We start from the raw sequence: 16,963 nt of genomic DNA on the forward strand, positions 1-16,963 counted from the left end.
CCGATACAAAAGGGTCGCAAAAGCGGCCCTTTCTGCTGTAAAATAATATCGCGGGGTGGAGCAGCCCGGTAGCTCGTCAGGCTCATAACCTGAAGGCCGCAGGTTCAAATCCTGCCCCCGCAACCAAACAAATAGCCCGCCTCGTGCGGGCTTTTTGTTTGGTAACGGGTCGAGGATTTAATGCCTCTTCAGGGGCCCGCAAGGCGGCAAAGCCGACGAAGCGGGACAGAAAACCTCCAAATCCTGCCCCCGCAACCAAACTTCCCAATATCAGATCAGAACAAAAAGAACTTTAAAGCCCGCGCCAAGTGGGCTTTTGGCGTTCTTGGATACTAACTTGCAGTCCTCCCAGCGCCTCAAGAACCCATCGTGAGCGAAACCGGCCGCAGCGTAACGATGAGGGAAATTCGGCGGCGGTTCCTGGCCTCACTGAAGACATCTTGTTTTGCCCGTGTTGCGTGTGCGATTTGCGCGGGGACGGTGAAGAGGGGCTGTCGATGAAGTTGAGGGCGTTGATATTTATCGTCGGAGCGGGGGCGGCGGCGATTGGGGGGGGTGCTATTCTCGGCAGCGGCATTGAGCCGCCGTTGCCTGCCGATGTGAGGGCAGATGCCGTTCTCATCGACAAGACGAGCCATCGTATGACGCTGTTCAGCGGCGGGCAGACGCTGCGAACCTACGCGGTCTCGCTGGGGCGTGGCGGCCCGGAGGCGAAGACGCGGGAGGGGGACAACAGGACGCCGGAGGGTAATTACCGGATCGATGGACGCAACCCGCGCAGCGCCTTCCACCTTTCTCTCCACATCAGCTATCCCGATTCCAGCGATGTTGCCGCTGCTGCGGCGCGAGGCGAGAAGCCCGGCAGCGACATCATGATCCACGGCATCCGCAACGGTCTTGGCTGGGTTGGCACTTTCCACCGCTGGGTGGACTGGACGGCCGGCTGCGTTGCCATCACCAATGCCGAGATGGAGGAGATCTGGCGGGTGGTGCCGGACGGCACGCCCGTTGAAATCAAGGGGTAGGTGCGATCATGGCGGCGAGCTTATCCGGCACGCGGTTTCCACGCCTGCCGGACAGTACGCGGCCGATCTCAGTTTTTCAGGGAGAAGGCGAGAACGTAGTCGCCGACATCCTTTGAATAGGGCGCCCCGCCGACTGAAATCACGACATATTGCTTGCCTGTCTTCGGCGAGACGTAGGTCATCGGTGTCGCGCTCGAGCCGACGGGCAGGGGATATTTCCAAAGCTCCGACCCATTCTCGGCATCATAGGCGCGGATGTAATAATCCTGGAAGCCGGCGAAGAAGACGACGCCGCCGGCGGTCGCCGACGTGCCGGCATAACTCGGCAGACCCATCGGCATCGGCAGATTGGTTTTGATCTTGAAAGGCCCTAGCTCTTCGGCGGTCCCGGCCGGAACCTGCCATGCGATTTTGCGGGTGTTGAGATCGACGGCCGTGACCGTGCCAAAAGGCGGCTGCGTGCAGGGCACGCGGAGCCTCGAGGTCCACATCTCGGTGTTCATGCCATAGGGTGTGCCGCGCTGCGGGGCGGAGGGGCCGTGGGCGGTCGTGGTCAAGGCAAAGTCGACATAGTCATGGCGCGGAACGAGCGCGAAAATGCTCGGCACGCGGATATCGTTCAGGAAGACCCGGTTGTTGAGCAGGTCGACGGAGACGCTTCCCCAGTTGAGACCGCCCAGATTTCCGGGCTGCTGGATCGTCGGTTGGATGCCGATCGGGGTGAAATCGCCGTCGTACCGCATCTTTCGATAGGCGATGCGGCAGGCCAATTGGTCGAACATCGTGAGGCCCCAGGCCGTCTGCTCGGTCACGCGCTCCGCGCCGATCGTCGGCATGCCGACGGAATAGGGTTGGGTCGGAGACAGTTTTTCATCCGGCGCGCCTCCCTGTTGCGGCACCGGCTTCTCCTGGACCTCGGCAAGCGGCGCGCCGGTCTGGCGGTTGAGCAGGAAGAGTTGGCCGCGCTTGGTGGTCTGCAAGAGGGCGGGCACCGTGCCGCCATTGCCGTCCGGCAGGTCGATCAGCGCCGGTTGGGCCGGCAGATCATAATCCCAAATATCGTGATGCACGGTCTGGAACTTCCATCTCTCCCGACCCGTCGTCACGTCAAGCGCGACCAGGGTCGCGTTATATTGGTCGGCGAAAGCGGGGCGATTGACGCCGTAATAATCCGGCGTGGTGTTGCCGAGCGGCGCATAGATGAGGCCGAGCTTGTCGTCGAAGGCGGCCGTGGTCCACATGTTGGGGGTGGCCCGCGTGTAGGTTTGCCCTTCCGGCGGAAGCTTGGTGATCTCAGGATTGCCGAGATCCCACGCCCATTCGAGCTCGCCGGTAACGACGTTGAAGGCGCGGATGACGCCGGATGGCTCGCCGACCTCCTGATTGTCGGTGACCCAGCCGCCGATGACGATCAGATTGTGGGCGATCAGCGGCGCTGATGTCTGGAAATAATAGCCTGTCTTGACCTCGCCCATGCCCTGGGAAAGCTGCACGGTGCCATTGTCTCCGAAGCCCGTGCACGGCGCTCCGGTTCTGCTGTCGATCTCTAGCAGGCGGGCATCGATCGTCGTTTGCACCAGGCGCTCGTTGCAAAGACCATCGGCCGATTGTGCCTCCGCCGGCATCTTGTAGTAGCCGAGGCCGCGGCAGCGCTGCCAATAGGGCGCGGCCGCCTTAGGGTCGAAGGTCCAGCGAGGCTTGCCGGTATCCGCATCGAGCGCTGCAATCACGTTGGTCGGCGTGCAGGTGTAAACCGTGTCGCCGATCTGCAGAGGCGTGTTCTGATCGGCACCCTCGCTTTTGCCGGTGCGATAGGTCCAGGCGAGATCCAGCGTGGAAACATTGGCGCGGTTGATCTGATCGAAGGGAGAGTAGCGATCTCCGGCCGTGGTGCGGCCGTAGGATGTCCAGTCAGCCGGCGCATTGTCGCCCTTGGCGGTCTTGTAGGCGGGAATGTCGGCCGAGGGGCGAATGGTCCCGTGCGGCGTGAAAGCAAGGCTGAAACCGCTGACGAACAGGATTGCCGCGAGCAGGGCGCCGCCATAGGAGAGCCTGCGGCTGACCGTCGGGCAAAGCGACGGGGCAAAGAGAAGCGCAAAGCCTGCCAGCGCCAGAGGGGACATCAGCCGCGCGAAGAGCGCCCAGAAATTCAAGCCGGACTCCCACAGCGCCCAGGGAACGGTGAAAATGGCGACAAGCAGGACGATGAGGCTGCCCGAAGCCTTCCGGCGCCACAGCAGCAAGGCGCCAGCCAAGTAAGCAAGGCCGGCGAGTGCGTAATAGGGCGAGCCGCCGAGGCTGAGCAGCCAGATGCCGGCCCCCGCCAATCCCAGGCCGATCAGGGCGAGAACAATACAGAAAAGCATGGCAAGAAATTTCATGGATCTCCTCATCCAATCTGCTGTCCGATCGCCCGCGTCCCATCCCAAGCATCGCCTTCGGGAAGCGGCCGTTCGTTCAATTTTTAACTGATGTACCTCTGGTCACTGACACGCGCCGCCGATCCGGCAATGATGCCGCAGTCGTTCTGCGGCAGCAGCCTGCCATTCCAATTGCGTCGATACTTCTGAAAGGGGCACAGATGTTTCTCGGGGAAAAGCTTGATCTGGCGAACGGGCGGCCGACAGGATTCGACTACATGCGATTACTGTTAGCTTTTTCAGTGCTTTGGATACATACGGCCCGCGTCACATATGGCGATGACCTGTTTCTCTGGGAGTCGCCCCTCAGGCCGTTCATCAAATCCGTGCTACCCATGTTCTTCGTCCTGAGCGGATTTCTGGTGGCCGGCAGTCTTGAACGATCGAAGACATTGATTTCCTTCCTGGGCAACCGGTTTATCCGGATCTATCCCGCTCTCACGGTAGAGGTGTTGCTGGCTGCCTTTATACTCGGAGCGATCTATACAGAGTATGACCTGCGTGACTACTTCAGCGATCCGCAGTTCTTTACGTATCTGATGAATGTCACTGGCCATATTCATTTCAATCTTCCAGGCGTATTTCTCGACAATCCCGACGCCGCGATGGTGAACGGACAGCTCTGGACGGTACCTTTCGAGCTTGAGTGCTACATCGTGATCGCCGCGCTCTTCCTGCTTGGCGTCGTCAGGCGGCGCGTGATTGCCCTCGTCGTAACGCCGGGGCTGATCATAGCCTTCGCTCTTGCGCGCTACTGGAAGCACGGCAGCGGCTGGGCCGATATGCCCACGACCGCATCGGGCAATCTTCTCATTTGCGCTTTCCTCGTCGGGGTGACCTTCTATCTCTACAGGGATAGGGTTCTCTGGGATGTCAGGATATTCCTGGCCTCTTTGGCACTCATCCTCGGCGCTTACTGGTTCACATCCCTAGGGGATTTCGTTGCCATTCCAGCCATGGGGTATGTCACGGTCTTCCTCGGTCTGACATCGCCCGCCAAACTCGGCATCCTGCGCGGGGCCGATTATTCCTACGGCGTCTTCCTCTATGGCTATCCGATCCAGCAGGCCTTCGTGGCACTCGGGCCCTGGGCGCATAATTGGTGGCTGAACGGCATCGTCTGCAGCGTCATTGCCACCGGCTTTGCCGCCGTTTCGTGGAGATACATCGAAAAGCCGGCATTGAAATTGCGCAAACAGGTCACCTGGCTCGAAAACCTTCGTCTGCAATACGGCACAAAACGGGAATGGGCCGGCGCGATCTCGAAATAGAATCCCCGGTACCGCCGCCAACTTCATCGCAATCGTGAGAGATCAGCAGGGCTTGCCATCACGGCGGGCCCTGTTTCGTTGCGCTTGCATGATTGCGCAGATGAGGTTCTCTCAGCAGGCAGATCTGCCGGTTGGGAATGCTGAGGACGTCTTCTCGGGATGAATAGTCGAATATTTCAAAGGCGTTTGATCAACCTGTTCATCCGGCTTAGCAATATTTTAACAATAACCGATAAAATACTTTGATCGAACTTCGTTTCGACTTTGGGCTTTGTCGTGTCGTTGAAGGCTGGCGGAAGCTTGAAGGAGGCGTGAAGAGAGGGGTAACAATGCTGAAGAGCGCGCTCATCGTGGTCGCCGTCTCCATTGCCGCCGGAGCGACCATTCGCGCCTGGGCTTTCGCAATTTTTGCATTTTTTCTAATGGCTGCCTTCGGCGTCGTGATCCTGCTGAAGGGCTCTTCGCTGACGGAAGCGATCGTTTCCTCCCTCAAGCTGCTTGTGCTGATGGAGATCTGCTATCTCGCGGGCCTCTTCGCCTTCTCCCTTTGGGGGCATAGTCAAAGGCGCCGGAAAAAGAACGCCATTGCCGACCGCTCGCATGCGACAGGCAAACGTCCGAACGGGTAGGGCCATCTCGCCTATACGATAAGCGAGCTGGTCTTGCGGGACATATTTTTCAGGAGTCCAGCCTCGGCAATAGAGCGTGCCGGGAGATGAGGGCGGAGAGGGTCTTTCCCAGGATGACGAAATCCCAGGCGAGCGTCCAGTTGGACAGGTATTCGATATCGAGGGAAAGCCTGTTCTGGTAGCTGGGTTCGCCGCAACCGCCGGTTTGCCAATGGCCGGTCAGGCCAGGACGGACCGATATATAGGCATAGGCATGTTCGCCATACCGCAGCAGTTCTTCCCCAGTGACGGCGCAGGGGCCGACCAGGCTCATTCGACCTAGCAACACATTGATCAATTGCGGAAGCTTATCGAGGCTCGATCTCCTCAGGATATCGCCGACGATGGTGATATGCGGGTTTGGCGTCGCGTCGGCTCTTGCCGTGCGAAACTCGAGGCAACCGAACTCTCTTCCCTTAAAACCAACCCGAAGATGACGATTGAAAACAGGCCCGCCGTCACTTAGCGTGACGATGATTGCCACCAACAGAAACAACGGCGCCAGAAGGAACAAGAGGCTAGCCGCAACGACGATGTCCAATGCGCGCTTCAGAATTCTGTTGATCGTATGGGATTGTGACGAGTTGGGGGCCTTGGCAAAGTCCCGCCAAGGTTCGCTGGCATCGATCCCCTGATTTTTTCCCGCCATCCGTGTCTCCGTTACATATTCGCAGAAAGCACAGCCAAAGCTTGTTTTAATGCAGATATCATGTCTGTGACCATGGTCATATCCTATGGTAAATTCTTCGCTCATAAAAGTAATCAATTGGATATTTAAAGTATTGCCTGCGGCATGCGAAGCGACTTGCCGATATTCTTGGATGCTTTTCGTTTGTTAAGGTTACTTGGCGGACATTGTTGGGTCGAATGTTATCGCTGGCTGGTCGATGGGAATTGTATAAATTGTCGCACCTCCTTCTACGGTTTTCCTGTAGATAGAATTCGATACGGTTATTATTATATATAAATATGAGCAATCGTCATTTTTATGTATAGTTTCAACACGGGAATTTTATCTTATTATTGTTTGACTTTGCAATCTAACCGATTAGGAATGTCGCTGCTGAAAATAAATTAAGTAGTCTGCGTGAGGTTGCGCGTATGGACGGGGTAATTAATATCAGAGCAGACAGGACTGGCGGGAGCGCGGCGCGTATGGGCGAAGCGGTTATTTCAGGAGCTGGACGTATCGAATACGGCGGCAGGGCCGATCTGGATCACGAATTCCCGTTTTGCCGGACAAGTGTTCGGAAGTTTCGCCGAGGCGAAGTTATTGCCGGCGCCGGCGTCCTCATCGATATGTTCGCCCGCGTCCAGCGCGGAATGGTGAGTGCAAGCACGCCGCTTCCCGATGGGCGCGAGTTCATCGTCGAGATCATTCCGAAGGGCGGGTTGATCGGCGAACTGGAAGTGTTGCGCAAACAGTCGCTCAGCCTCGAATATAGAGCCTCTTCGGATTGCGAGCTGCATTTCTTCGACGGCCGCCTGCTCAGGGAATTGTGTGCCAACGACCAGCAATTTCAGGTGAAGATCCTGTCGAAGGCGCTGGCTCGAGCTTCCGAACTCGAACTGCGTCTCATTTCCAACGCCGGCTCCAGCCTGAAGCAGAGACTGGCCCGGACGCTGCTGCGTCTTTCCGCCGTTTACAAAACGGAGGCGGGCAATAGCGGCGACGAGCTCTTGATTTCCCAAAATGATCTCGCCGCGACGCTGCCGGCGTCGCGTGAAAAGGTCAATCAGTGCCTGAGGCGCTTGCGCGAGAGCAAGGTGCTCGACGGGACTCAGGGTAAAATCCGAATTCTCAATCGCAAGGTGCTGGAAGCCTATGCCGAGGGTGCGGCTGCCTGAGGCGTTATTGCAGAATGAAGTAGCCGAAAAACCCTATACACCCGCCGTCCGGCGGGTTTCTTATGGAATGGATTGGAAACTTGCGTTGAAGAATTGCTTCAGACTTCGCTCTCCGAAGCATTCCTCCAGTATTTCCAGCCTTCGCCCTGGATGAGGCCGTGGTCGGACAGATCCTTCCAGCTTCGATAGGTGCCGGTGTCGTCATAGACGAAATGATCCATGCCCTTGGCCGAGGAATAGACCGTATATTCTTCCGTATGTTGCGACCGGTGCGCGGCATCGGCGACCTTGTGCACGAAGGTCGACAGGAATTTGAAATGCAGGAGCGCGCCGGATACGCCGGGCGCGCCGCGCATATCGCCCAGATTGAGGGCAAGCGGCCAGACCTGATGCGACGACTTCAGAAACAGGCGTTCGCCATCCACATAGACCAACGGGATCTTGTTGAGGGCGGGGCCATCCCAGATCCTGTCCTGGAAGTAGACGCGCCCGCGAACGCCGCCCTTGATCCATATCGTCCAGTTGCTCTCGTCGAAATGCGCGACATAGCCGGACCGGTCGAAAAGATTGCAGATCTCGAGCGGGTTCCGGCCGGGCTCGCATATGTTTTCGAGGACCGGATGGGGGCTGTACATGTCGATCATGACGGAACGGAGGGAACGGCCGCCCATGGAATCGATGTAAGCGGTCAATTGATCGATCGGCCGGGTATCGCAATGCGGATAGACCAGAAACTCATCCGCATCGACATAGAGGACCCACTTGTCCCGGCAGTGGCGGTTGATGACTTCGTTGATCCAATCGTTTCCGAATCTGGCCGCCTTGTAGGAGCCGTGGGCGGAAAGAAGAGAGACATCCTCGAAGCCGGAGAGCAACTCTATCGTGCCGTCGGTCGAGCCGTTGTCGATGCATATGAAGTGCTCGAAGCCGAGATCGCGGTAATATTGCAGGAAGAACGCCAGCCGGTGTCCCTCGTCGCGGATGACGCATATGACGACGTGGCGCGCCTGCTTGAGCCCGTTGCGCAGCAGGTCGTAGCGAAGCTGCCGGGCCTTCAGCGACCGGCGCAGGCGGGCTTTTACATAATGGGAGATGCTGGCGACGGAAGCCCTGTAACCCATAGTCTGCCCCGAATATCCACGCCGCAAGGGCGCATTCTCCCTTTTTGCTCCCGGATGACGATCTGGGTTTATGCCCGTATCCGCGCGGGAGGCGGCGATCCCGCGTTCCGCCCGATGAGGTCCGCTGACATCGCCAGTAGATTCGCCCTCCGTTGCATCGATCCGCTTCATCATACGATGTAATCACCGACCAGCAGGGTCTGGACGCGCGGATTGGGCTGCTCCCTTTGAACGGCGTGCTTCATGCGCGCCCGCATCGAGCGATATTTATAGAGTATTTTTCGGTCGAAACTTATTCCGCGGTAGAGGGCGTTGTAGATCGGGTGGGCTTTGCGCAGATCGACATAGACTTGGCTCTCCGTGTCGCTCCACGGGAAGAAGGTTCCATGCCATGGCTTCGGATGCGCCATGTAGTGGACGATCGACAAGGACGACATGTCCACCAGGTGGAGGAACTGCTTGGGAAAGTTCCAGCGGTTCGAGATCAGGATGAGCGCGGACCCGCAAACATAGTTCAATGCTCCCTGATCATGTTTGCCGTCGCAGGCTTCCGGATTTTTGGCAAAAAGCTCGAGCGCCTCCTGCCCGATCCAGCCGTTGCGATGGAATTTCAGGACACCGGCATTGAAATAATGGCTGTCCTTTCCCGTGGCGAGGAAATCATGGATGGCCGTATAATCGCGTGCGGCGAAAAACCGGCCTTCGGGCACGGCGGCGCTTTCGAATTCACCGAGATCGCTGACGATCTGGGTGTCGCCGTCGAGGTAGATGATCTGGGTATAGTGGGCCGGCAGCACCTCGCAGAGGACCAGCTTCGCCATCGTGCTGACACTGATGCGCCCCTGGAAATGCGCGCCGTCGAGCTTGCCGAGTGAAGCCTGCAGCGCTTCGGTGGCATCGATCAGTTCCACCCCGCTTGCCGCGAGCAGGCTCTTCAATTCGTCGAAATTCTCAAGGTATTCCGACATGAGAACGCAGACATCGCTCGCAAGGCTCGCAAATTTGCGGGCCTGAAGCGCCGACAGAATGGTCGGAAACGAATATTCGACGTCCGTGACGTAGACGATGCATTGGTTGTTCATGGCCTCACCCTTTCGATCGTCCGCAACCGCGAAGTCGAGGGAACAGTTGTTGATTGAGCCGATGGGGCTGTCGTAGGAAAGCCTGGTGCGGTATATACTGCCGCAATGCGGCCTGCGCGTCGGCCAACCCACGTCCGGCTGCTAATGGTTGTTTCATTGTTGAGATGGTCACCATGCAGAATGGCCTGCCTGCGATGAGGCTGTGTTTCGACATCTGGTCCCCTGGTGCGGCGATCCGGACCGGGATGCAGAGAGAAGGGATTTCGCGATGCTGATCACTGCGCTCATTGCCGCCGTGGTTTCGATAGTTGCCGGCGCTTCCATCCGCGCCTGGGCCTTCGTGATCTTTGCATTCATTGTGGCAATCGGCGTCGGCAGCGTGGTTTTCGCGGACGAGGCTTCCGTGCTTGCGGCACTGGGCTCCGCCATTGCGATCCTCGTGCTCATGGAAATCGGCTATCTCTCCGGCGTGTTTCTCTCGGGGCTCGTGCGCAGAAACGCCAGACTGCGCGAAAACAATTCCGTCGCAGACAGTGTTTCTGCCGCCAGCGAACGCCAGCAAGGCTGACGTCGGGACATCCTGCAACGTGCCGGGCTGCCTTTCAGGGACATCACGAAGGTTCTCAGCGGTTCTCATCGGGCTGAACCCATCGGCGCTCTCATAAGAGATGCCGATGCCTCCAGAGAGCGGCGGTTCGCGGCCGAGCGGGCCGTCCGATGCCGCGGGATGTAAGGTTTAGCCAGGCAGCCTGCGGCAAGCCCCGCAGTGGTGCTGAACAGCAGGCCGAGATCCGTGCCGCTGCCCGATATCGCCGCAGAACCGATCTGCGCGAAGGATGCCATGACGGCGGCGTTTCCGATCGCGTGCGTCTCCCGATCGCCGAACTTGTACCGGCCGGACGCTCTTATCAGACTATAGACGAAGGCGACGAACAGGAGCGTGCCGGTCAAGCCGACATTGGACAGCAATGCTGCAATGAAACTGGAGGCGCGGACGGTGCCGAGACCGGCGCCGAAAGTGGCGGTATCGACGAATGCGATCAGCGCCAGCGTGTTCCAGGCGGTGCGTTCTTCGCCGGATTGCGATTGAAGCTTGTCCGATACGGTCGTGGCCAGCAGGCCCGAAACGGAATCCCATGCATCGGGGACGAGGCTGAGGGCGATGATGGCGCAGGGGATGAAGAATAGCGTGATCGCCAGGAAGGTGAGGTGCGGCGTCGTGGCCGGCCCTCCGATCAGCCGTTTCAGGCAGAACAGCATGAACATGCAGACGACGAAGGCGCCAGCGACATAGGCGGTTGTCGAGGTGCAAAGCACGATCGTGGGGACGATGAAGAGGGTCGCAAGCCCTGCCATGCGGCTTTCCACACGCTCCAGCCAAAGCATGAGCGTGAAGGCGAAATAGGCCAGCGCGACGGCGCCGTAGATGCTCGCTTCGGGAAACGGGCCGACGATCCGCTTAAAGCCGTGGATCGCCTCGGCCGTGTGCATCGTGTAATTCGCGTTTCTGATGATGTCGAGCAGTTGGGACTGGCCGATCTGGAATGTTGCGATGTCGATCAGCGCGAAGGCGAAACATACGAGCGACGCGACGATCAGCTGTTGGGCGATGAAACGAGCGTATCCGAGCCGCGCAAACCCGGCGACGACGGCAAAGCAGGCGAGGTCCCCGAGGAGATAGACCGATTGGCTGAGATTGGACGAGCCAGGAGCCAGGGGCGCGGCCACCGTCGACATCATGCCCGAGGCGTCTCTGGCGGAGGAGTAAACGAGGGTCGCACCGGCAAAGATACGCGGCAGGAAGAAGGACGACACCACCGAGAACAGGATGTAGCAGGCGAACCAGAAGCCCGGTCCCGGATAGGCCAAAGTGGAAAGCGTTGCCTGCGTTTGAACTGGGCGCAACAGGGCCGTCATGACGAGAAAGAGCACCAGAAGATGGCTCGGCTGGATGCTGCTGCCGCCGAGCGCGGGCAGTTGCAAAGCCGCCGCGGCTCCGAGCAGGGTCGACATGCAAAGGGCCGTGATCGCAAAGCGTGCGCCATTGAGCATGCTGAGCATGCCAAGCAGCAGAACGAGGAAGCCGATCGGTTCTATCGACATGCTTCAGATCCCGCGAGGCGAACGCCGCCAGTTGTCGTCGATCATCACAGCCGCCTCCTAATTGGATCCCGTCTGGGATATCCAGCCGGAAGCCGCCCGATTGTCGCCGGCCACGTCGGATAGCGGCGCTGCCGAGCTCTGTTTTTGCGGCGCGTTCTCAGGCTGGGAAGGCGATGTCTGAAGGCTGGTGTCCAGGCCGACCTCGACGAGATCATGCGGCAACAATGCGGTTTGCGCGTCCGCCACGATGTCGCGATAGGTGCCGTCGTCATTGCGGCGTACGATCTTGTAATTCTTTTGCGCTCTGCCGAGACCCGGCGTCTCCGCATGGATCTCGGCGAGTTGGGCGTCATAGCCTGCCTGCTCGCCCAGAAGCTGGGCGACCTGAATGTCGATCGCTGCTCTGCCGATTGCGAGATTGACCTGGTTCAGAAGCTCCTGGTTCTCGCTGTTCTGCCGGTTGACAATATTGATCTTGGAGCGGTCGGCCTCGCTCTGGCCCTGGCGCGCCGTGGTGAGGGCAACTTCGAGATCGATCAGGGTGCCTTGAGCGTCCGCGACCCAGCGGTCGACCGAAACCTGGCGGGAGTTGCTGACCAGACCCTTGCTCACCAGGCTGTTGACGTTGTTCAGTTCCTTCTGGGCCAGATCGATCTGCCGCTTCTGCGAACTGATCTTGGCCTCGAGCGACTCGACCTGCTGCCCATAGAGCTGGGTGAGGTTGTTCGCCGCTTCGATCTGGCTTTCGATATCGACGCGCCGCAGCCGCATCAGGTTCAATTCCTGCGCCTTCAGCTTGTCCACGTCGGGGCTGCCGGCGAGTTCGGCGGGGATCTCGAAGCTCTGCTCGCCTGTGATTTCGGCGCGCAGGCGCGCTTGGCGCATCAGGAGATCGCGCCGGTTCAGCACGGCGGTCCGATAGGCGCCGGCAGCCTGGATCCGGTCGCGCTCGAAGTAGGTATTGTCCTCACGCTCCCTGAGGAAGCCGCCGGCGATGCTGACGGCCTTCATCACGGTCATGTTCGGTTCAAAAGGATAGCGGCCGGGGTTCTGAACGGTTCCGCTCACGAAGATCGGTGCATGCTCGGAGATCTCAACGGCGATGTAGGGCTTGCCGGGAAGTGCTGCCTTCGCGGCGAGCGCGCTGGCGATCGCATCCGCAAGTTCTTCGGTGGTCTTTCCGGTGGCCTGCACATGGCCCGCGATCGGGATCGACACGTCGCCGGCATCGTCGATGGTGTAGACGCCATCGAGCGACTCCCAGCTGGCATAGCGGGAATCGGACGACCGCCATTCGACAACGCGCAATCTGACCTTGTCTTCCGGCACGAGCGATAATCCTTGCGCATGGATGACGCTCCCGCCGGTCAGGCAGGAGAATGCCAGCACGGCAAGCAAGGTGGAGATCAAGCGATCGGATAAAGATATGCGTGACATGGGTCTATCTCCGTTTCGTTGCGATCGACGGCGAAGGCATCTCGCGCGGCGAGGGATTGCCGAGTTCGAGAATGCGGGACGGAGAAACGCGGCCGAAGAGAAGATCGGACAGCGCCAGCAAATTGCCATTCAAACGTCCCCACCGATCGATCAGGCGGTCCTTGAAGAGGACGCCCGAGGTATTCGCCAGGATATTACGACCGATCTGCGCGAGTGCGCGGCCTTTCGACATGGTGCCCTTGCGGACCAGGTAGACGGGGTTCGCGACCTGCGAATAGCCGAGCCTTCGGCCGGGTTGCCGCCCCGATCTGACGCCGAGATGCACGCCGCGGGCGCCTTCGACGCGCACGGACCTGCCGTAGCGGGCGATGGACCGGCTGAAATCGACATCCTCGAGCCATCCGTAAAGCGGCAGTTGTTCGTCGAAGGTCAGCGCGTGCTCCAGAACGGGCGCAAGGCGCACCGCCATGTTGCACCCATAGGCGTTATAGACATCCGTCACCCGCTCGACCCCTTCGCCGGCCGTGTCGATGACCTGCAGCGCCTGCGCCATGGCGAGGCCGCCATCGAGGACGCCATCGGCCAGCACCTCGCCGGTCGCGATCGCCACGTCGGACCTGGCCGCGAAGACGGCCGCCATCCGCGACAGGAAGGTCGCGGCAGGAATGAAGTCGTCGTCGAGGAAGATCAGGACGTCGGTATCGGCTGCGGCGGCCTCGATGATCCTGTTGCGTTGGCAGGTCAGGCCGCGGCTGCCGACGATGACTTCCACATCGCGGCGGCCGGCGAGCCCGGAAGCATCCTCGATGGCGGGTACGCAGATGATGAGCCGTTCCGTCTGGCGGGGCAGGCCTGTGAGATAATCGACGGTGTCGCGCAGGATCGAGGGGCGACCCGCCGAGGCGATCCCCACGGCAATTCGCAACGGATCTCCTGCTCGCCCTGCCGCGGCTTCCGCGCCGTGGGGCAAAGGCGCCAGTCCGATCGGACCGCCCTGCCGGGTTGCTCCTGCCGAAGGCGAGATCATGACTCTACCCTCTTCGGTGCATTGTTGATGATCGCGCCGAGGATCTCCCCTCCGACATTACGCAAGGTGTCGATGACGCGCACGGTGTCGTCGATCGAGGTGCGCCCATGCGAGGTGACCACGAGGATGCCATCCAGTTCCGGCGCGATTGCATTGGCATCGGGCGAAGCGGAGAAAGCGGAAATATCGACGAATATGGCGTCGAACTCCTTTTTCAGGTCGGCGAAGCTCAGCTGCGTGCGGCGGGAGCTCAGGCGAATGGCCGGCGTCACCGCCTCCACCTTGCCGAGCGGCAGGAATTTCAGTGTCGGCGTGAGGCGCAAGGCCGCCGTTTGGATGAGCTCGCCGTTGTCGAGCACATCGACGAGGCCTGTGGAGCTATGGGGCGCGATCGATGTGCTGAGCGAGGATTTGTCTGCGGCCGCATCGATTAATAGGGTATGTGCCCCGGATATCGAAGACAGCACCGCCAGTTCGCAGGCAATGGTCGATGCGCCGCTGCCGGGGTCGACGGCAACGATACCGATGACGACGCGGCGTTTGCGCCGCAGACCGACGACGGTCGCGCTCAATTCCGCCATGTCGGGAATGACAGGATAGGCGGCCGTGGAACCGCTGTCCGTGCCGGCGGCGAGGAACCGTGTCGGATCGCCGTTCCGGTTCCTCTTCGATCTCGCCAGCAAGGTGACGAAGGACAGGCCGCCCGCGTCGGCGATCTGGTGGGGGCGGACGATCCGGCGGTCGCTGGCGTGCCTGATCATGGCGAGCGCGAGGCCGGCGCCGAGGCCGACTGCGCCGGCAAAGGTCATGATGAGCGTGCTGCGCGGCCGCGCCTTCGACAGCGGCAGCGTGGCCCGCGAGACGATCGTGGCGTCGGACACTGGGTAGGTGATCCGCTGCTTGGCCTCGGTCAGCTGGGTCAGCGTGCTTTCATAAAGGGTGCGGCGGGCATCCGTCGCGCTCTGCAGCTCGGCAAGCTTGAACTGGTCGCGCGGATTGCTGTTGAAGGTGTTCAGGGCATTGGAGGCATCGGCCAGTCCGCGCTGCTGCTCCCGCAGGAATTTTTCCAGCCAGTCGCTATATTGGCGGGAGGCATCGGCCTTCATCGCGATGTTCTTCTGGATATATTGCCTGGCGAGCGTATCGGCGATGGCGACCGCCTTCTGAGGGCTCGATGCCGCAGCCGATATCTCGATAACCGTCGAACTGCCGATCCGGCGTATGTCCATCATGCTGAGCAGCGTGGCGACCGTTACGTCGTGGAGCCGCTCCTCCTCGGTCTGCGGTCTGGCTTGCATTTCGCTCGGGTCGTCTGCCGTATACTGCGCAGTAGTGCCCAGGAGCCAGTCCTTTGCCCTACCCAGCAGCGAGGGCTTCCAATCGACAAAGTCGGGATCGCTATCCAGATTCAGCGCCCTTACCGTTCCGGCGATGACGTCGGTGGAGCCGGCGATTTCCAGCTGTCCTTCGATGAAAGCGTCCTCCGCGATGGCTCTTTGAGCTTCAGTGCCGCTCACCTGGGGAAAGATCACCAGCTGGGTGCTGGCCACGAAAGTGGGCTTGGCCGTCAGCAGGTAGCTTGCGGCGATCATCAGGAAGACGACCGCCGTCGCCGCGATCCAAGGCCAACGCATCTTCAGGAAGAAGAGCATGTCGCGCAGGGTCAGCGGCGCATTGCCGCCAGTGGCTGCGGCGGCGGACAGGGATATCGGAGAAACACCGCTGAAGATCGTGCTTGAGGTCATGTCGTCCTAGTCCAAAATGGCGAGATTACGGAGGTACGCGGTACTGGCTGCCTGGAAGGGACGAGGGGAGTAGCGCATCTTCCGATTTCGGGCATGATCAGCGCTCTCCCTCGGAATGCTCAGTACGAGCCACGCTGCGAGAACAGAGCGGGAATGGTCTTGGCGATGATGACGAAGTCCCGGGCGAGCGACCAGTTGTTGATATAGTGGACGTCGAGGGAGATCCGGTGCTCGTAGCTGACATCGTTGCGCCCGCTGGTCTGCCACTGGCCGGTCAGGCCCGGGCGGACGGCCATGTAGGCCCACACATGCTCGCCATAGCGGGGCAATTCCTCGGCGGTGACCGGCCGCGGCCCGACGAGGCTCATCTCGCCGCGCACGATGTTGATCAACTGAGGAAGCTCGTCGATGCTCGATCGCCTGAGGATGTCGCCGACGGCGGTGATCCTCGGATCGTCCTTCAGCTTGCGTGTCGTTTCCCATTCGATGCGGGCAGCCGGGTTGTTTTGCAGCAGTTCGGCAAGCTGAGCACTGGCACCGGTCTTCATCGTGCGAAACTTCAGGCATCCGAAGGCTGCTCCGCCGGCGCCGATGCGCGTGTGGGAATAGAAGACGGGACCGCGATCACTGAGCTTCACGATCACTGCGATGATCAACAGAAGCGGGGATAGCAGGACCAGAGCGGTAACCGCGATGAGAAGATCTATCGCGCGCTTCGATGATTTGCCTGCTGCACGAGGCCGGGACGCATGAAGACCGCCGCCGTTCGCGGGGCCTTCGACGCGCGACCATGCCTCGACGCTATGTGCTTCCCATGTCATCGGCCGCCTCCAAAACATCGGTCAAGAACCGTGCAAACTTTGCTGCGCCGCACTCTGGTTGTCTGTTACCAAGGTCATAATCCTTAACAATTTGTTTATGCTACTAACCGGCTCAAGATAATTTCGACTGTCCCACCGTAAGCCTTTTTCTCGTTTCGCCAGTGATATGTCTTGGTTTTGGCGGAAAATATGTGATGCTAATTTATAAAGTTGGCATAATCATTTAAGTTATCGCTTATTTTTAGTTCATAAAGCCGTTTTATTGAGCATATGTATTTAGTATTTTGAAGGCATTCCAGTTTTTTTAAGATGTTATTCTAGCGCATTTAATTTTTAACCAGATATAGAATTGAATTTTACGTTATGTCGCGTTTGTTTTATTTGACTTCGATATT

The 16,963-nt window shown here is 59.5% G+C and carries 14 protein-coding genes and 1 tRNA gene; 6 read left to right on the forward strand and 9 right to left on the reverse strand.

Annotated elements, in window-relative coordinates; all coding sequences use genetic code 11:
- Positions 1-49 precede the first annotated feature (49 nt).
- Both ATY76_RS00005 and ATY76_RS00010 read left to right on the forward strand, forming a co-directional pair.
- A tRNA-Met gene (locus tag ATY76_RS00005) sits at positions 50-126 on the forward strand.
- Between the two features lie 371 nt (positions 127-497).
- The gene (locus ATY76_RS00010; protein ID WP_088673707.1) at positions 498-1,025 is read left to right on the forward strand and encodes a L,D-transpeptidase family protein; all 528 of its coding nucleotides are present in this window, start codon (positions 498-500) and stop codon (positions 1,023-1,025) included.
- A gap of 68 nt (positions 1,026-1,093) precedes the next feature.
- Here the strand turns inward: ATY76_RS00010 and ATY76_RS00015 are convergent, their stop codons facing one another.
- Entirely contained in the window at positions 1,094-3,406 is a 2,313-nt protein-coding gene (locus ATY76_RS00015; RefSeq protein ID WP_088672753.1) for a membrane-bound PQQ-dependent dehydrogenase, glucose/quinate/shikimate family, read from the reverse strand.
- Positions 3,407-3,606: 200 nt separating this feature from the next.
- Between ATY76_RS00015 and ATY76_RS00020 the strand changes: the two genes are divergently transcribed.
- Positions 3,607-4,716, forward strand: coding sequence for an acyltransferase (locus ATY76_RS00020; RefSeq protein WP_088672754.1), 1,110 nt, complete (start codon positions 3,607-3,609; stop codon positions 4,714-4,716).
- Between the two features lie 329 nt (positions 4,717-5,045).
- The gene (locus tag ATY76_RS00025; RefSeq protein WP_088672755.1) at positions 5,046-5,345 is read left to right on the forward strand and encodes a hypothetical protein; all 300 of its coding nucleotides are present in this window, start codon (positions 5,046-5,048) and stop codon (positions 5,343-5,345) included.
- A 49-nt stretch (positions 5,346-5,394) separates the two neighbouring features.
- On the opposite strand, the gene ATY76_RS00030 is transcribed toward ATY76_RS00025, so the two are convergent.
- Complete coding sequence (locus ATY76_RS00030) at positions 5,395-6,033, reverse strand: sugar transferase (RefSeq protein WP_088672756.1); 639 nt, start codon at positions 6,031-6,033, stop codon at positions 5,395-5,397.
- A 452-nt stretch (positions 6,034-6,485) separates the two neighbouring features.
- On the opposite strand from ATY76_RS00030, the gene ATY76_RS00035 reads away from it, so the two are divergent.
- Complete coding sequence (locus ATY76_RS00035; protein ID WP_088672757.1) at positions 6,486-7,232, forward strand: Crp/Fnr family transcriptional regulator; 747 nt, start codon at positions 6,486-6,488, stop codon at positions 7,230-7,232.
- Positions 7,233-7,330: 98 nt separating this feature from the next.
- On the opposite strand, the gene ATY76_RS00040 is transcribed toward ATY76_RS00035, so the two are convergent.
- Together ATY76_RS00040 and ATY76_RS00045 are read right to left on the reverse strand one after the other, a co-directional pair.
- A complete protein-coding gene (locus tag ATY76_RS00040; protein ID WP_088672758.1) occupies positions 7,331-8,353 on the reverse strand; it encodes a glycosyltransferase family 2 protein in 1,023 nt (340 codons plus the stop codon).
- Positions 8,354-8,523: 170 nt separating this feature from the next.
- Positions 8,524-9,435: a glycosyltransferase gene (locus ATY76_RS00045; protein WP_088672759.1), complete on the reverse strand. Its 912-nt coding sequence runs from the start codon at positions 9,433-9,435 to the stop codon at positions 8,524-8,526.
- A gap of 268 nt (positions 9,436-9,703) precedes the next feature.
- Between ATY76_RS00045 and ATY76_RS00050 the strand changes: the two genes are divergently transcribed.
- Positions 9,704-10,003 carry a hypothetical protein gene (locus ATY76_RS00050; protein ID WP_088672760.1) on the forward strand — a complete coding sequence of 100 codons (300 nt, stop codon included), beginning with the start codon at positions 9,704-9,706 and terminating at the stop codon, positions 10,001-10,003.
- Positions 10,004-10,068: 65 nt separating this feature from the next.
- Here the strand turns inward: ATY76_RS00050 and ATY76_RS00055 are convergent, their stop codons facing one another.
- The 5 genes from ATY76_RS00055 to ATY76_RS00075 all read right to left on the reverse strand — a co-directional run bounded on the left by ATY76_RS00055 (position 10,069) and on the right by ATY76_RS00075 (position 16,568).
- Entirely contained in the window at positions 10,069-11,538 is a 1,470-nt protein-coding gene (locus ATY76_RS00055; protein WP_088672761.1) for a hypothetical protein, read from the reverse strand.
- A gap of 57 nt (positions 11,539-11,595) precedes the next feature.
- Positions 11,596-12,975 (reverse strand): polysaccharide biosynthesis/export family protein, encoded by a 1,380-nt coding sequence (locus ATY76_RS00060; protein ID WP_088672762.1) that lies wholly within the window; start codon positions 12,973-12,975, stop codon positions 11,596-11,598.
- Positions 12,976-12,979: 4 nt separating this feature from the next.
- On the reverse strand, positions 12,980-14,002 hold the full coding sequence (locus tag ATY76_RS00065; protein ID WP_088672763.1) for a glycosyltransferase: 1,023 nt from the start codon (positions 14,000-14,002) through the stop codon (positions 12,980-12,982).
- Positions 13,999-15,747, reverse strand: coding sequence for a tyrosine-protein kinase domain-containing protein (locus tag ATY76_RS00070; protein WP_088672764.1), 1,749 nt, complete (start codon positions 15,745-15,747; stop codon positions 13,999-14,001). The genes ATY76_RS00065 and ATY76_RS00070 overlap by 4 nt, the downstream gene beginning before the upstream one ends.
- 119 nt (positions 15,748-15,866) lie before the next feature.
- Positions 15,867-16,568 (reverse strand): sugar transferase, encoded by a 702-nt coding sequence (locus ATY76_RS00075; RefSeq protein WP_088672765.1) that lies wholly within the window; start codon positions 16,566-16,568, stop codon positions 15,867-15,869.
- Positions 16,569-16,963: the final 395 nt, after the last annotated feature.

It is taken from the genome of Rhizobium sp. R339 (genome assembly GCF_002211395.1).
GTDB lineage: Bacteria > Pseudomonadota > Alphaproteobacteria > Rhizobiales > Rhizobiaceae > Rhizobium.

Bases quoted from the DNA above. Each gene is read 5' to 3' on its own strand.
- ATY76_RS00010 (WP_088673707.1), top strand. From the start codon at position 498: ATGAAGTTGAGGGCGTTGATATTTATCGTCGGAGCGGGGGCGGCGGCG.
- ATY76_RS00015 (WP_088672753.1), bottom strand. From the start codon at position 3,406: ATGAAATTTCTTGCCATGCTTTTCTGTATTGTTCTCGCCCTGATCGGC.
- ATY76_RS00020 (WP_088672754.1), top strand. From the start codon at position 3,607: ATGTTTCTCGGGGAAAAGCTTGATCTGGCGAACGGGCGGCCGACAGGA.
- ATY76_RS00025 (WP_088672755.1), top strand. From the start codon at position 5,046: ATGCTGAAGAGCGCGCTCATCGTGGTCGCCGTCTCCATTGCCGCCGGA.
- ATY76_RS00030 (WP_088672756.1), bottom strand. From the start codon at position 6,033: ATGGCGGGAAAAAATCAGGGGATCGATGCCAGCGAACCTTGGCGGGAC.
- ATY76_RS00035 (WP_088672757.1), top strand. From the start codon at position 6,486: ATGGACGGGGTAATTAATATCAGAGCAGACAGGACTGGCGGGAGCGCG.
- ATY76_RS00040 (WP_088672758.1), bottom strand. From the start codon at position 8,353: ATGGGTTACAGGGCTTCCGTCGCCAGCATCTCCCATTATGTAAAAGCC.
- ATY76_RS00045 (WP_088672759.1), bottom strand. From the start codon at position 9,435: ATGAACAACCAATGCATCGTCTACGTCACGGACGTCGAATATTCGTTT.
- ATY76_RS00050 (WP_088672760.1), top strand. From the start codon at position 9,704: ATGCTGATCACTGCGCTCATTGCCGCCGTGGTTTCGATAGTTGCCGGC.
- ATY76_RS00055 (WP_088672761.1), bottom strand. From the start codon at position 11,538: ATGTCGATAGAACCGATCGGCTTCCTCGTTCTGCTGCTTGGCATGCTC.
- ATY76_RS00060 (WP_088672762.1), bottom strand. From the start codon at position 12,975: ATGTCACGCATATCTTTATCCGATCGCTTGATCTCCACCTTGCTTGCC.
- ATY76_RS00065 (WP_088672763.1), bottom strand. From the start codon at position 14,002: ATGATCTCGCCTTCGGCAGGAGCAACCCGGCAGGGCGGTCCGATCGGA.
- ATY76_RS00070 (WP_088672764.1), bottom strand. From the start codon at position 15,747: ATGACCTCAAGCACGATCTTCAGCGGTGTTTCTCCGATATCCCTGTCC.
- ATY76_RS00075 (WP_088672765.1), bottom strand. From the start codon at position 16,568: ATGACATGGGAAGCACATAGCGTCGAGGCATGGTCGCGCGTCGAAGGC.